The organism is Streptococcus mitis SK575 (assembly GCF_000257865.1).
GTDB lineage: Bacteria > Bacillota > Bacilli > Lactobacillales > Streptococcaceae > Streptococcus > Streptococcus mitis_CQ.
On record NZ_AICU01000064.1, the window covers coordinates 1 to 15142 of the forward strand.

The following is a 15142-nucleotide window of genomic DNA, read 5'->3' on the forward strand; positions in this document are numbered from 1 at the left end:
CCTTCTTGCCACAAGACCATCTCGTCTTTACTATTGAAAAAGTGGTAAATATCTTGGAGGATTGTCACTTCCACGCCTTCTATCATGCCTTTGATCGCCCGTCTTATCACCCTAAAATGCTTGTATCTACTCTTCTATTTGCCTATTCACAAGGGATTTTCTCTGGTCGAAAAATTGAAAAAATTTTTTATATTCTATAAATTAGTCTTCCTGCCAAAATATATACGTATTATTTTCCAAATGAACAATATACTTAAAATCTAAGAAATCTGGTTCTTCATAATAATCAAGAGAATCAAAGAAAAAATAATCATACTCAATTTTTTTAGAATGTTTGTATATGTACAAGCTATGAGGATGATTTTTGTTACCCCAAAAATCTATCTCTATATGATGGATATCCTTCTCTTTATAATGTCTATCTATAAATTGATTAACGGCCTCAACATATTCCATTATTTACCTCGTAATTATTATTAGGAAACTTAACTTAGCATTCTATACTAGTAAATGATTTAGATTGCTTAATTAACTAAATTACTTTCTTTTCCAGATTCTATATTTTCTTTTAATAATTCAAAATCAACAAACTCAGCTAATCGACAATAATCACAATCGTTTTTACCACAACTACCAGTAAAATCAGCTGTATTCATATGAGACCAAAAGTTTTGAATTTGTGATGTAACTAATTCTAAATCCTCTTTCGTAACTTGTATAGTGTGAATTGAATAGCCACTTTCAGCACTATCGTCATCTAGGAAAATATACTGAGTTTCAATTCGTTTATCAGTCGTATCTATTTCAGAAGAATTTTCTAGTAAAAGATTATAGAAGACTGCTTGACGCCAATAATCATGTCCAACTTCTAGCTCCTCAATACCTCTTTGAGCAGAACCTGTCTTATAATCTACAACTCGAATAAGATCATTATCAAATTCAAGCTTATCGATAATCCCGTTGATTAAGTAATTATCTCCTAATTTAACACGCAATTCTTTCTCTAAGAAAACATGCTCTCCTTTTAAACTATTTGGAATATAATGGTCAAAAAGATTAGTCAGCAAGTTATGTCCGTATTCTTTTAATTCTTCTACAGACATTGTATCAATGATTTCCTCTTGATGAGAGTACAATGAACTATCATAGAATTCAATTGCGTCCTCTAATTGTAAATCTTCTTTATAGATTTTTTCCATTGTTTCATGAATTGCAGTCCCAAATACGGGACCTGTGGGGGCATGATTGATTGTTATTTTTGTAGATTTTTCTTTTGCTCCTGCTGATAATCCAGCTGCTTGAGATAACTGTAAAACATCTTCAAAGTAGATACTCTTCGGACAACGCAGGTAACGATTCAATTTGCTAACGCTTAAACTCTTATAATTTCCCCGTGTTTGTTGATAAGTCGCAACTTCTAAGGCTTCAGTATTATCAAATTTAGGTGCTGTGTTAGCTGATACTTGGAGACAGTAGTCGCATGGGTAATTATCTCTGTCCTTTTTCAATACTCCACAACCACAGTTAAAATCGCCTTGTTTAATTTTCATAATAGATTCTTTAATCTGATTAAGCACTATATCAACTTCTTTTTGAGTGATTCGTATATCTTCAGTTTCAGAAAAACCATCTTCATTAGTTGAATTCTCAACCAAAACATATTTAACAAGTATTTCTTTGTCAGAAATATCGATACCGGCATTTTTGAAGAGGATATAATAGAATACAGCCTGACGCCAATAATCACCACCAAGGGGTTCTTTTTCACTCGGAGCTACTAATTTCTTTTTAGCATTTTCAAAATTTCCTGTTTTATAGTCGACTAGACGCACTATATTGCCGTCGCATTCAATTTTATCGATTTTTCCGTTTATCTCGATATCAGATACTTCCGATAGGTCTACGGTGGTATTTAAAATATCTCCTAGTCGAATACCTTGAATAGGTACCTCAACTGCAACTACACCATCTTTGAGGTATCCAGCTTTCTTGTAAAGATTTTCAATAATCTTTTTCCCTCTAGCATAGTCATCTTTCTTTATTCTATCTGAAGTCAATTGATAAGATTTTTCTTCAAAGACTGTCTCAAATAATTTTAAAGCTTCTTCTGGAGAAAGTACTGTTTTTGCAGTTAATTCTGAACTTTGTGAACCATCTACAGATATATATATTTTTTCTAAGACTTCGTGAATAATGCTACCAAATACCATAGCTTCGTTCGTCTCAGAAGGTAATTTTAATCCTTTATTGAAATAAAAACTCAAAGGACATTTAAGAAAAGTATTTAATGTACTAACGCTTAAACTTAATTCGTCAAAAATTTCATTGAGAACATCGTTAGAAAATTTCGGCATTACCACTTTATCTACAGATTGACAATCCTCAAAAGATTCTGTCACGTCTACCTCATCAATAAATTCCTCAAATTCATTAATTAAGTGGGTTTTAGTAGAATCATTAGCATAAGAGAGATGGAGCACCTTCTTTGCCCGAGTCATAGCAACATAAAACAAGCGACGGTTCTCCTCTTCTTTTAGTTGAGATTCATTTTCATCTTTTCCATTTAAACTTGGTGGATAAGAGAATCTACCTGAATTATTTTCACCTCCTGGCCAAGCTTCACTCTTTTTCTTTCCATCATTGCATTTCATTATAAACACATGATCAAACTCGAGTCCTTTGGAACCATGAGCTGTCATTAATTGAACGCAGTTACTTGGAGAACCTGAGATATCTTCAATTGGTAGACTAATTCCCATTTCTTCTAAAGCTGATAATTGATTTAAAAATCCTTTTACAGTCAATTTAGGATGGATTTGGCATTCCATCAACATTAACTTGTAAAGTTCATTTAAAACAGAAACCAAATGATATTTCTCTTTTGACTTCATAATATACTCATCGATACTTAAAGATTTTAATACATCGCTAAGGACATACATAGGCGATAGGTATTTTGATGATTGATTTACTTTTTTTCGAATGATTTCTAATTTTTGATCAATTTCTGCTATAGTGGGGATTGAAATTTTTTCATCTTTCTTTAGATTCCGTATCATTGCGATTTGTGATAGTACTACCTCAAAGAAATCAAAATATACAATTTTTCGAAGTTCTCTAACATCTCTTGATGGTTTACAAAGATATTTTAAAATAGCTACAATTTTTTTGAAGAAAGGTTCACTAAATAAATCTTTATTTTCTTTCATTTGAACGAAAATACCTTTATCACGAAGAATCTTCGCAAACTCTTCTCCGTAAGAATTTCTTCCATAAATGACTCCTATTTCATTAGGAGAAATACCCGAATCAATCAGCTCTTTAATCTCAGTAAGCACACCAAACATTTCAGCTTTTGCATTTTCGTAGGATTTCAAGATTGGCAATTGATAGTCATAATCTTTGTTAGCGCCTGCTGCAATAAGAAGTTTCTCTTCTCTTGGATTATGACTGATTAGTTGTCTTGAAGCGTCAATGATAGCTTGGGAAGAACGGTAATTTTCATCAAGTACTATTTTCGTAGGTTTATACTTCTTATCAAAATCTCGAATATTATTCGCACTTACTCCTTGGAAACGATAAATACTTTGATCATCATCCCCTACAACAAAAATATTTGGATTGTCTTTTCCTTTTACTAGTAAATCTACAAGTTTATTCTGAACAACTGAAGTATCCTGAAACTCATCAACAAATAAATATCTTATAGTATCAGATACACTTCTTTGAAAACCTTCATTTTCCTCCAACTTTTCAATTGTCCATAAAATCATATCATCAAAGTCAAAATAATTGTGATTGCTAATATCAGAGCTATACTTTTCAACAATTTCAACTCCAGCAAGTAACTTTTGAGTATTTTCTTTTAATTCGTTTATAGCCGTATCTTTATAATCTCCAACTTTCTTGTCTTTAGACTTAGAATTTCTAGCATATTTGAATTTACTATACAAATCATCTCCAGGTATGGATAAATCAATCATTTTAAAGTATTCATCTATCTCTTTTTCAAAATCCTCTTTGTTCAGGTTTTCGCGTTTCATTTTATAAAAAAGTTCTAATAGCTGGTCTTTAGCAGAATAACGTTTACCAGAGTTTTTATAAAGAGGATTTCCTTCTATAACATATTCATCCATAATTTCTTTTAGGATTTCATATTTGGCTGCTGTTGAGATAATTTTTGGTTGTCCACCGAAAATTTCAGAGTTTCTTAAGATTAATTCACTACAAAAAGCATGGATAGTTGATACTCTTACCTTACGCCCTTCTTCTCCAATTAATTTTTCTAATCTATCCAACATTTCTGATGCACCAGCCTCTGTATATGTTAAACAGACAATTTCTTCTGGACTTGTATGATAATTTGTTAAAATATTTGCGACACGACGTGACAGAATTTGAGTTTTACCTGTTCCAGGACCAGCAATAACCATAACAGGTCCTTCCACCGTATCAACTGCTTTTTTCTGTTGTTTATTAAGTTTATCATATTCTTCTTCAAATAAAGTTTTAAAATCTAATGTTGTCATCGTTTTACCTCGCTTAACTATAAGTACTTCTGTTGTGTTAATTATACCACATTTAAAAGCGTTTTCACATATGGTGTTAAATACTGACTTAAGTATTTTAGAATCTATAAGATAAGAAAACCTAAATATTAAAATCACCTCGTTTTGTTTCAATAACTCTCATTGCAGCTTTAACTGCATGAAATTCATCAATCAGCTTCCCAAGAAGATAGTAGTTTTGTCTAGTTAATCTTCCTGACATTATTTTTTGGGAAATTTCTTGGAAATTATATAAATGACTCTCTACACTTAATAACATTTCCTTAGCATCTTCATCAAGATATAGTACTTGTGAATACACATCCTCTACATTCCAAGCAAGAAATTTCCCCTCTGCTAAGTGTCTTAGATCAGATAAAGTTAGCGAAATCATATCACCTGTAACATACCTCCCATGAAACTCTATTACTTCCTTTATATTTTCTAACCATGCTATTTCAAAATCTTCTCTTATTTCACATTTATACATCTACTGTTACCTTCTTTCCTCATCTGTATCTCTATTATAAATGAATAGGTAGACATTTTTTGTCTACCTATTCATTTTTTATAATTTCTTAATGTGTTTTCAAGAGATTCTTGTATTTCTTCAATCAACTTTGAAGGAGATAAAAGAGTGACTGCTTCACCTTGTCCTAGAATCCATCGTTTGAGACCTGGTGTGTCTTGAGTTTTAATTTTTACTTTTATTTCATCGTGATTCTCAGAAAGAATTTCACGCTCTGGAAACTGATCTAAAACAATTTCAGTATTTCCTTTATAGATTAAAGTAACATCAATTTTTCTTCCTTCAAAAGCATCTACTTTTTGATTTCGAACCTCCCCATCTCGGTACTTACGCCCATATGAAATTTCTGGTTTCTTTACATGAGATTCACTTAGACTCTCCATCCTATCAACACGAAACGTTATATAATTATCATGTTTCAAATGGTAGGCAACCAGGTAAAAATAGCGAGCATCATAATAGAGGGATACAGGAAAAACAATATGGCTTTTGACATCTTTTAACGGAGCTTTATATTCTATTTCGAGCATTTGTTCCCTGCGAATAGCTTCCGACAAAAACCAAATTGTATCAATTCTGTCCTTATCATTAGTCAGTGATTTATAGTTAAAACGCTCACTACCGATAATAGCTTCTATCTCTTTTTTTTCTTCTCTTGAGAGTAAAGATAGAAGATCTTCGAGCAATGAATTTAGTTCAGATTTGTTTAGTGCATGATTCTCCAAAAGAATTTTTGAGATTACTAAAATATCCTTTTTATTAAAAGTTGTTTTAGCAATCAAACGATAGGTATTATCTGAAGTATCGAATTTTATCTCTGTATTTGATATATGCTGATCTTTCAAAAAATTTTTCAAGATACTCATATCTCTTTGCACAGTCCTATTATCAATCCCAAATTTCTTGCTTAATTGGGCTTTTGATAGCCTCTCGCCTGCTTGTAAACGGAAAAAGATTGTTAAAAGTCGTTCTTGTGGTTTCATATCTTACCAATCAATTCTATTAATTTAAAATAATTTATTGAAATCTTTATTTTCTAAAGCTGATAACATAAATACAACTTCACTTTATTTTTTCACATATTCCCCTAAGGTTTCCTGAACTAAGTGTTTAAAACTACTATTACTAATTCTTTCATTATTTTTACAAAAATTTCGCCCAAAATATCCTGATTGACCGTTATAATCTTTCTTCCTAACAGTAAAAAAGTATTCTTCATCTAGTGCGTTTATGATTTGATTTATTTCTTCTTTTGTAAAATTCAAGTCTTGTTCTAAAACTTTAGATATAGTAGGTAACCAAAAAGTATTAAACCTTCTCAATATAAATGCGGGTTTATGTTGAGATGACTCTAAATGCTTAACGATTCTCCAAATAATCACTCTTGCACTTAACAAATTAACTTTACTATCTGATTCAATCAGTAGATTTGTAAAGTTGGTTGCTCTTTTATTACTTTTATAAGTGTAATTTGGATTTTGGCTTCTAAATGGGAAAGCCTCTAAGTTAGCTATTTTTTTTGACATTTTTTCTAACTCATCCCACTCATCAGTCAAATTGTGAATAACATTCTTAAAAGAGCCTTTTTTATTTAAAAATTCTTTTATAAAGTGTGGCAAGTAATGTCCTAGATAGTAAGTATCTTTATAAGAGCGAGTTTGTTTTACAATTTGTAATTCATTATATAAAATACTGCTCGTTTCTCTTACATCCAAGATATGTTCTTTGATATACACTTTAGGATCTATTCTCAATTTGCCTTTATCATCTAAGATGTTTAATGAGTCGTCTCCACTCTCCACTTCTCTTGCTTTTTCATAATATGTGTGAATGCCAACAACATTATTCTCGATTTTTACTTCATCAATGTTTGGATTCACCAAACATAAAAACAAAGTTGCTTCATCAATATTTCCTTTTATATGATTTGGTAATCCGTAATTAATATTGACATCTGTACTTTTAGGTAAATCTTTCTCAATATCCAACCAAGAAAAAGTATTACTGTCAGTTTTTAAAGCTACATCAAAAGAGGCTAGCATTTTTTCTATATTAGAATCATTCCATGGGCTATAAATATCGAAGAGTTCCGAAGAGTTGTTAATTTTACCTACTTTATCATGATATGTTTCAAGCAATATATTTAAAGGTTCTTTTAAAGTATTTTTAGTTTGCTGTTCTGACATAAATCTATCCTCAATTTTATTATTTTTATGCTAATTTGATTAACAATATCATTTTACAACATTCCATAGACAATTAATGTCTAGATATAATATTTTTGAAAAATTTATTAATCTTTATCAACTAAAAAAACGAAATCATATAATAAATTCCTTATTAGGAGAATGATTTTATTTTGGGAGTAATTTTTTATACTAAAAATTTTTATTCGCTTAAAAAATCCTTTGCAATTTCTACTAATTTATAATAATGTTTAAAAAATGTTTCTTCAAATTCTTTATACATATTGGCGTTATTTGCTAATTCATCGGCAGAGTAATTTATCTTTACTTTCTTTATTGGTTTACCATTTATAATAAGTTGAAGTCCATCATTAAATAACCGTCCATGAGTATCACCCGAAAGATAAATACTATTTGATGGATCACTGGAAGAATAAATATTGATTCCCTGTCCTTTATTAAAAGTTAAACGAACTCTATCAAATACATTTCCCGTTTTAATATTTTGATTATCTAAAGGCATATTCCGTTTTTCATTCGCTTCTGTACCAAATAACTCGGGGTTATCTATATCAAAATGATTTTTACCACCAACTAATTTATTAAATAGTTTGCGAATGATCAATTGTACATTTCTATTTGGTGCATGATTTTGTTTTTTCTTTTCTGCAGTAATTGTATCCGTATTTCCAATTGAAACTGCATTTGAAAATGTCATCTGTTCTATAAGTTTGTTAAAATGCTCTAAGGTTAATTTTTGTTCATTATACCCAAGTAGTTTCTTCAAACTTATATAAAAATTGGTAAAATCATCTTTATCCTTAACATTTTTTAAGCAGTATTTTCCGTGAAGTAACATTAACTTCTCGTATAATGGATTTTCAATTTCTTCAAATGAATTTTCCAGTAAATCTATTAAGTAGGATTCTACATTATCATCCTCATTATCATCCTCTGGAGTGTTATTATACGCTGTTAATAAATAGTTATATGCTTCTTCAAACCTCAATTGGAAACATACCATTGTTAAAATCATCAATTTTTCTTCATCCGAAATATCAACATTACCATTAATATACATTAGTAGACTAACAGAATTAAATAGTCTATTAATAGTACGAGGATTATTTCCAATAGTGTATCTAATTAATTGAGTAACAGTTTCAATATCACTTTTATCGGCATTCTTTTCTTTGAATTTAAAGCCCAGTTTTTTCAATGAATTTCTAATAAAATTCTGCAAATCATAATTTGCTACTGGTACTGTAAACGGAACTTGAATAATTTTCTCAAAGAAGGCCTTCCCTTTTTCATCGTCCAAGTCATCCCCGTATTTACTTTTTGCACCTCTAACGACGACATTATAATCTATAGCTAATACAAAGACGCAATGTTCACAATCTAAAAATAATTTTAAAACTTCTAAGAGTTCTATAGCCTTTTCGGGTACCAATCGATCCAGATCGTCAATAAAAATAACTATTCGGTCACTTTTATTTTCCTTAATGGCGTCATTAATAATGTCTTGTAAATTTTCTTTTAAGTGCTTGATATCATCAGTTCTCTCACCAAAACCTATGATTAAATCTTGAAATTTTTCAGTTAATTTTTCACCATTTAGTATTCCAAAGTCTAAATTTACATATTCTAAACCTTTAGATAGCGCACCTTTTGCTTTTTTAAAAAACTGTTTCTTTTTTGAATCTTCTACATTTAACTCACTAATTAAATCTGTAATTAATGCTACTGCTAAATTATTTCCCATATCAAACTGTGAGTATTGCCAAGTATTAAAAAAAATAGTCTGAATTTTTTTATCCTGTTTTTCAGGATTTAATCTTTTCTCGACTTGATACATAATACTGGTTTTTCCAGTACCCCAGTCTCCTTGAATTGCAATCGTTAAGGGTGTTTCACACTCAGTAATAAAATTTGATAAACCATTAATATAGTTCTCAATGCTAAATTTGTCATCATGGGTAGGACTATCAGAAAATGAGCCGCTCATAAGCAATCCTTTCATAAATATAAAAATAAGACAAATCACTCCATAATAGAGTGATTAAAGATATACATTGAATCTTTTTTTGTTTCTAAAATGATTCATTAATTTTTGGATAATATATTTAAAAACTGTATTTACACATCTTTTTCTACTATCGATGGAAATTAATTACTTTTTTTCATTTGAATTATATCTTAATTAAAATAACAATTTTAAGATAATTTGAAAGTCTCTCCACAATTCTCACACGTTTTAAAAGTTCCTCTTATACCTTCTGTTGGTGCGTCACATGTTGGACAGTAGAATCGTTTTGCAGTTAGACGATAATTTGTTTTTTTTCGCATTTCATGTCCTTGATCTTCAAGAACATCTTCGTTTCGATTCTCATATTCTAAAACCGTTTTTAAACTTGTTTTATATTTTTTCATGGTTGGTGGTTTTAGCAATAGAATAAATGAAACTACTAAAAAGACAAAAAATAATCCAAATAATACTTGAAATGTCAAAATATACATAGAATAACGGAAATTGAAATCTAATTCAGCTCCTCTCTTATCTATCCACATTTGATATTCCCCAATTATAGCTTGGTATAACCTGAATCCATGAATAAAACAGATAATAAAAACAGGTGGATAAATAAATTTTATTATAGTTGAACGATAACGCTTCATTTATAAATCCTTCTTTCTAGAAAGCCATCCGCCGCAGTAGTCACAAGATTTCCCTTGGCCTAACTCTAATAAATTTTCGCTACTACAAGATGGACAAATCACAGGATAGGTTGTTTCCTTAATTTCATGTCTTTTGAATAACTTAAACAGCTCCCAAATTTGCTCTCTGGTTTTTATATCTTCCTCCTTTTTTGCTCGACGATACGTTAGGATTACAATCAGAATTAAACAAATTATATACCAAGGTACAAGAATTTGAAGTATCTTAATTGCCCACTCTCTTATATTTTCATATTCAATACCAAAAAAGAATGAGAATATAATAACGAATAACTGTGAAAAATTCCATTTCAATAAATTATCTAAAGTTAAACGTTCTTTTATCTTCTCTCGTAATAACCACATTAGTAATAGGGGAAATACAGAATAAATAATATTTGGGAGAGTAAAAGATAATATTGAAACAGGTATTGGAACACCGATTATAAATAGCAAGAATATAAAAGAAAATATTTTTATTACATATGGATAGTAAGAAAAAATAGAGTAAGCAAAGAAAGTACATCCAAAGATTATAATTTGTTTAAATGCCCACATTAATAAACCTAAAATGGTATTAAAAGATATCATATATACTTCTGACAAGAAATTAAATTTTTGTCTGATATTTTCTTCTCTTTCAGACTTACGCCTAAAATATGTTACTGCCAAAAATGATGTAAGACAGATAAGATATATGGGCAATATGCGATAAATAACTGCCAAGAGTATTGCCTTATCCCCTGAATAATTACTTATAAACATTGACAGAATAATGACCAACGAAATTAAAAGTGATAAGTGAATATACTTTAGATTTTTAAAAGAAAAACAGGAAATAACATGTACTTGAAATTCTATATCCAATGGTTTAAGGAATGAGTATAGAAGACCAAATATAATGTAGGTGATGTTGGGAGCACCTAATAGTAACACTAATAAAGATAAAATAGGCGTGTAAGATAAGGCACTTTCCGATTTCAATCGAAAGATTATAAATAAAATTTTTAACGTAAATAAAAATATAAGTGGTAAAATACTCATTCTGAGAATACTGGGTTCCTCTAAATGATAAATAAAATCATACAAAGATAGAAACAGAGCAACTACTACCATAATCCATTTATCTACAGATTTCCAATTTAAGGAAAATAACTCAGACACTTACTTTCCCCCTTTCTTCTCCTTAATAAGATACTCCTTATATAGAATTTTACCCCTATATATTTCATCTAATGCCCTCACTTTTATTTTTATTTTTTCTAAATTCTCAAAACTATCAAAAAGAAATACAGATAGAGCAAAACCTGAAAAAGAAAATATTACAGGATCAGTTAGAAAAAATTTCATTGAAAAAGTTTCAACATTATCAATAATAGCAAATACTTTTAAAACGATAGTAAAAAAAAATGTTGCAGCTGTTAATCCCATAAATAGTAAACTTAATGACCGAAATACTTGATACATCAATAATCTCCCTTTTTAGGTTTAAAAACATCCTCTGCGTTTTCTGAGAAAGCTTCTGCTCGTCCTTTACGATAGTGACTATCTGCTGCTGTTAAAGAACCTATAATAGCCACCAAACCGATTGCTAACACTTCAATAATCCAAAATAGAAAACTTGGTAAAATCTGTACTAGAGGCATCATGAAAACTTGCCCAAGTACCCAAATTGCAGTAACTACATTGATAGGTAGCCAATCTGTAAATTGACGCTTGATAACCATTTGTAAGAAAAAAACAAACTCTGCTATGACTAAAAATCCCAAAGCAACATAATATAAAGAAATAGATAGATGAGGAATTAATAATCCTAAAATAATTGTGGTAATAATTGTCACAACTCCTGCTACATAGATCCAAATATTTTTACTCATTCTTTTATTCTCCTATCTTGCTTGACCACAATTGGAACAGAATTTAGCTCCATCTGAAAATGCAGTCCCACATTGACTACAAAACTTAGCTAAACCGATTTCTTCATTTGAAGCTGATTGATTCTGATTTGGCTGTTTATCTGATGATAGCGCATTTCCCAGAGTTCCCATCAAATTACCAAATTGGGCTCCTAATCCAAGTCCCATCGATATCCCCATTCCAGCTCCCATTAGATTCCCTGCAGATCCTTCATTTTGTGCTGCTTCTTCTAAAACATCAAATTGACGCTCTTCTTGGTAAGTGTAACCTTCAATGTCACGACCTGCACGTTTACCTTTGGAAGTTAAAACTCTTTGATGATATTCAAAGATGTCCTTATAACCTTGACTATCTTGATTCACCTTCAAGGCTTCAATGTTAAATTCTTCAACACTAATCCCATATTTAGAAAAATGATTGGATAAAATTTTTGATAATTCCAAAGCTATATCATACGTGTGCTTTTCAATATCAATGACTGCAATCTTATTGTTATAAACCACCTGAGAAACAGCTGAATTGATAATGCCTATAGCAGCTTGTCTAAAGCGTTTTTGAAAGACGTCAGCTGTAATCATATCTGGATGGCTTGGCATAAACTCTAAGATAAAAGCTTCCAAATCTACAATTCTTGGAATAAAGTTTCCATACGATTTTAGCTCAACAGGAATTTGACTTTCTGGATCTCTAACCAATATCGGTGACGGAGTCCCCCATCCAATTGGTTGTAAATCGTACATATTGACAAACCAAAGGAAGGAAGAATCTGGTGATACACCCCCACTAACAAAGGATTTCAGTCCAGTCAGAAACTGAGTATTGTTCCCATCAATCTTATGTTTGCCTTCCTCATAACTTGCAACAGCTCGACCATTCGAGAAAAAAACAGCTCGTTGACCAGGATTAACAATCAAAGTTGTTCCTGGTTTCATATTTTTATTAGGATGTCGCCAAGCTAGTACATTTCTAGTATCTTCTCCTTCATATCGAACAACTTCAAATATATTTAATGCCATATTTATCTCCTTTTTTTAAATTAATGTAACACCTATTAAAGATGTATTTTTAAAATGGAATCTTACTAATAAGTGCTAAATTTAACTTTTACTTATAAATCATTAAATGAATTGTAATTAAAATTTTAAATCATGCAATGACTTGTAAGTGTTTCCATATCTTTTTGTTAATTTTACCCTAAATATTAACCATGAGCAATTTATATCCGATTTAATACCTATCGGTATACTCAATTAAGTTCTTAGCAACTCAAATTCTTAAACACTATTTTTAAGAAGTGAAATCTTATGTGTCAGTTGTTAAAATTAATAATCTTTCCAAAATACATATGAACTATTCTCTAAGTTAATAATCTGTTTAAAATGAACAGAGTCATCCACTTCATAATAATCTATGTTATCAAAATTAAAGAAGTCACACTCAAACTCTTCAGATTGTTTTTGAATTTCTAAAAAATATCGAGAATAATTTTCAGAATCCCTTATTCCTATCTCTATACTTTCAATACGGTCAAGATCTTCTCTTGGATAGTAATTTTCTATAAATTGATTCGCAGCTTTAATAAATTCCATGCTTGACCTCATCTAGTTTATAAATCACATCTTTTCTCTCAATAATGATTTTACAGTCTAGTTTCTCTTTTGTAATCTTATCCAACAATTTCTTGTTAGGATTTATTGCTGTCGGAAATCCTACAGATTGAAGCATTGTAAAATCACCAGTTGTGTCTCCATAAGCATAGGATTTTTCGAAATCAATAAACAATTTTTTTAAAACTTGTAATTTTGAAGTTGAATCCCACATAGGAATCACTTCTCCAGTATACTTACTATCAAGTTGAAGATAATTGCTTGCATACCAGATATCAGCGCCCAATTTTTCGGCCATTTTTGAAACTAAGAAATCGGGAGAACCCGAAATAAATATAATTTGGTGTCCCTGTTCCTTATGCCATTTGATCCTATCACGAGTGTATCGATAAAGTTTTTTACTTTCTTTTTCAATAACTTTTTTGGCAACAAAATCAATATCAAGTACATCTTTATCTGCAATATATTTTGTATAAAGTGTTGCTGCAATATAGAGATAGTCATCATAGTCTAGTTCTCTATTTTCCCAAGCGTTTTTGTGAAATTTAATTTCAGCATTGACACTATTTGGAAATACATCATAGGAAACACACTTTTCCATATGCTTTAAAAGTAAGGAATCTCTAAAAATTGTTCCGTCGATATCAAATATAGCTACTATTGGTTTATTCATTTGTGTCCTTTCTATTTACATTTAATTAAAAGATAATTTTAAAAACATATTTTTAATTGTTAAAAAATAAAAGCTTTAAAATTTCTTTATAGTTATTTAAAATATCTTTGTTTTTCGAAAATAAATCTTGGTTATCTTTAAAGATTTTATAAAACTCTTTAAAGTACCATAGTTGTTTTTTCGGATCCTTTGAATTAAAACGGTCCCATAGTAAATCACCAATTATTAAGTAATCTTGATACAGTTCCATTAAATTCGCTAATTTATCAGAAAAAGTTACAAGTAAAACTTTTCTTAGCGACTCATCTTCTGCTACTTCTCGAAATTTTGCTAATTGAATCTCTTTACGAGTTTGCCAATCGTTAATTGATTTATCTTCAGATTCTAAAGACATATATGAATAAATTTCATCATTAAATTCTTGTTTAATATCTTCAAGACTGACATCGGTATCTTCAACAGTATCGTGTAACCATCCGGTAGCAATAATATTAGAATCTTCTGTTAGGGTTTCTAATATATTATTGACCAAAAATAAGTGAAACGAATAAGGTGTGATTTTCCCTTTTCTTGTCTGAGATTTATGTGCATTTAATGCGAATTCTTTTGGATTTGTCATAAAATTTTTTCCTCCATTAATCTTTTTTGGCTAGGTATTTTCGATACACTTCTTGTTAATTCAGAAGAAACTGACTAACTCTAAACCTTGATTTACTAGAAATTCAAACATCTTTTTAGATAAGTGAAGTTCATTATTATGGAGATAAATCTTTTCATTTTCATCTTCCTTATAAGCATACGCTGGTACATGAACTACTTTCCTACCTTTTACTGGAACAAAATATAATCTCAAAAGTTCAAATAGTCTTTTTGGATTTTTTACAATAGCTTTCAATTTATTACTCCTTATTCTTTTCTACATATTCTTTTAACTCAGGAATTGATGATTCAAGTGATTCTATGAG

Annotated in this window: 15 protein-coding genes and 1 pseudogene; 1 reads left to right on the plus strand and 15 read right to left on the minus strand. The window is 30.1% G+C overall.

Annotation, left to right across the window (positions count from 1 at the left end; all coding sequences use genetic code 11):
- Window positions 1–185: pseudogene (locus HMPREF1048_RS08260) on the plus strand (transposase); the annotation flags it as partial.
- A gap of 16 nt (window positions 186–201) precedes the next feature.
- On the opposite strand, the gene HMPREF1048_RS08265 reads toward HMPREF1048_RS08260, so the two are convergent.
- The 15 genes from HMPREF1048_RS08265 to HMPREF1048_RS08325 form a co-directional block, all read right to left on the minus strand.
- Complete coding sequence (locus HMPREF1048_RS08265; RefSeq protein ID WP_000456892.1) at window positions 202–456, minus strand: hypothetical protein; 255 nt, start codon at window positions 454–456, stop codon at window positions 202–204.
- Between the two features lie 68 nt (window positions 457–524).
- Window positions 525–4529, minus strand: a complete 4005-nt coding sequence (locus HMPREF1048_RS08270) for an ATP-dependent helicase (RefSeq protein WP_000209101.1) — start codon at window positions 4527–4529, stop codon at window positions 525–527.
- Between the two features lie 121 nt (window positions 4530–4650).
- Window positions 4651–5037 carry a hypothetical protein gene (locus HMPREF1048_RS08275; protein ID WP_004269658.1) on the minus strand — a complete coding sequence of 129 codons (387 nt, stop codon included), beginning with the start codon at window positions 5035–5037 and terminating at the stop codon, window positions 4651–4653.
- A gap of 71 nt (window positions 5038–5108) precedes the next feature.
- The gene (locus HMPREF1048_RS08280; protein WP_004269661.1) at window positions 5109–6059 is read right to left on the minus strand and encodes a helix-turn-helix transcriptional regulator; all 951 of its coding nucleotides are present in this window, start codon (window positions 6057–6059) and stop codon (window positions 5109–5111) included.
- An 84-nt stretch (window positions 6060–6143) separates the two neighbouring features.
- Window positions 6144–7262, minus strand: a complete 1119-nt coding sequence (locus HMPREF1048_RS08285; protein ID WP_000003558.1) for a hypothetical protein — start codon at window positions 7260–7262, stop codon at window positions 6144–6146.
- 202 nt (window positions 7263–7464) lie between these two features.
- Entirely contained in the window at window positions 7465–9270 is a 1806-nt protein-coding gene (locus tag HMPREF1048_RS08290; RefSeq protein WP_004269660.1) for a KAP family P-loop NTPase fold protein, read from the minus strand.
- Between the two features lie 209 nt (window positions 9271–9479).
- The gene (locus tag HMPREF1048_RS0102440; RefSeq protein WP_000833375.1) at window positions 9480–9941 is read right to left on the minus strand and encodes a hypothetical protein; all 462 of its coding nucleotides are present in this window, start codon (window positions 9939–9941) and stop codon (window positions 9480–9482) included.
- Window positions 9942–11144, minus strand: coding sequence for a hypothetical protein (locus tag HMPREF1048_RS12470; protein WP_001292147.1), 1203 nt, complete (start codon window positions 11142–11144; stop codon window positions 9942–9944).
- The gene (locus HMPREF1048_RS08295; RefSeq protein ID WP_000285176.1) at window positions 11145–11447 is read right to left on the minus strand and encodes a hypothetical protein; all 303 of its coding nucleotides are present in this window, start codon (window positions 11445–11447) and stop codon (window positions 11145–11147) included.
- Entirely contained in the window at window positions 11447–11857 is a 411-nt protein-coding gene (locus tag HMPREF1048_RS08300) for a hypothetical protein (protein ID WP_000041925.1), read from the minus strand. The genes HMPREF1048_RS08295 and HMPREF1048_RS08300 overlap by 1 nt, the downstream gene beginning before the upstream one ends.
- 12 nt (window positions 11858–11869) lie before the next feature.
- Entirely contained in the window at window positions 11870–12913 is a 1044-nt protein-coding gene (locus HMPREF1048_RS08305; RefSeq protein WP_001196977.1) for an SPFH domain-containing protein, read from the minus strand.
- Window positions 12914–13219: 306 nt separating this feature from the next.
- Window positions 13220–13486, minus strand: coding sequence for a hypothetical protein (locus HMPREF1048_RS08310; RefSeq protein ID WP_000394373.1), 267 nt, complete (start codon window positions 13484–13486; stop codon window positions 13220–13222).
- Window positions 13473–14177, minus strand: coding sequence for an HAD family hydrolase (locus HMPREF1048_RS08315; RefSeq protein ID WP_001039670.1), 705 nt, complete (start codon window positions 14175–14177; stop codon window positions 13473–13475). The genes HMPREF1048_RS08310 and HMPREF1048_RS08315 overlap by 14 nt, the downstream gene beginning before the upstream one ends.
- Window positions 14178–14229: 52 nt before the next feature.
- Window positions 14230–14796 (minus strand): HD domain-containing protein, encoded by a 567-nt coding sequence (locus tag HMPREF1048_RS08320; RefSeq protein WP_000184122.1) that lies wholly within the window; start codon window positions 14794–14796, stop codon window positions 14230–14232.
- Between the two features lie 60 nt (window positions 14797–14856).
- A complete protein-coding gene (locus HMPREF1048_RS08325) occupies window positions 14857–15072 on the minus strand; it encodes a hypothetical protein (protein WP_000644602.1) in 216 nt (71 codons plus the stop codon).
- Between the last annotated feature and the right edge of the window lie 70 nt (window positions 15073–15142).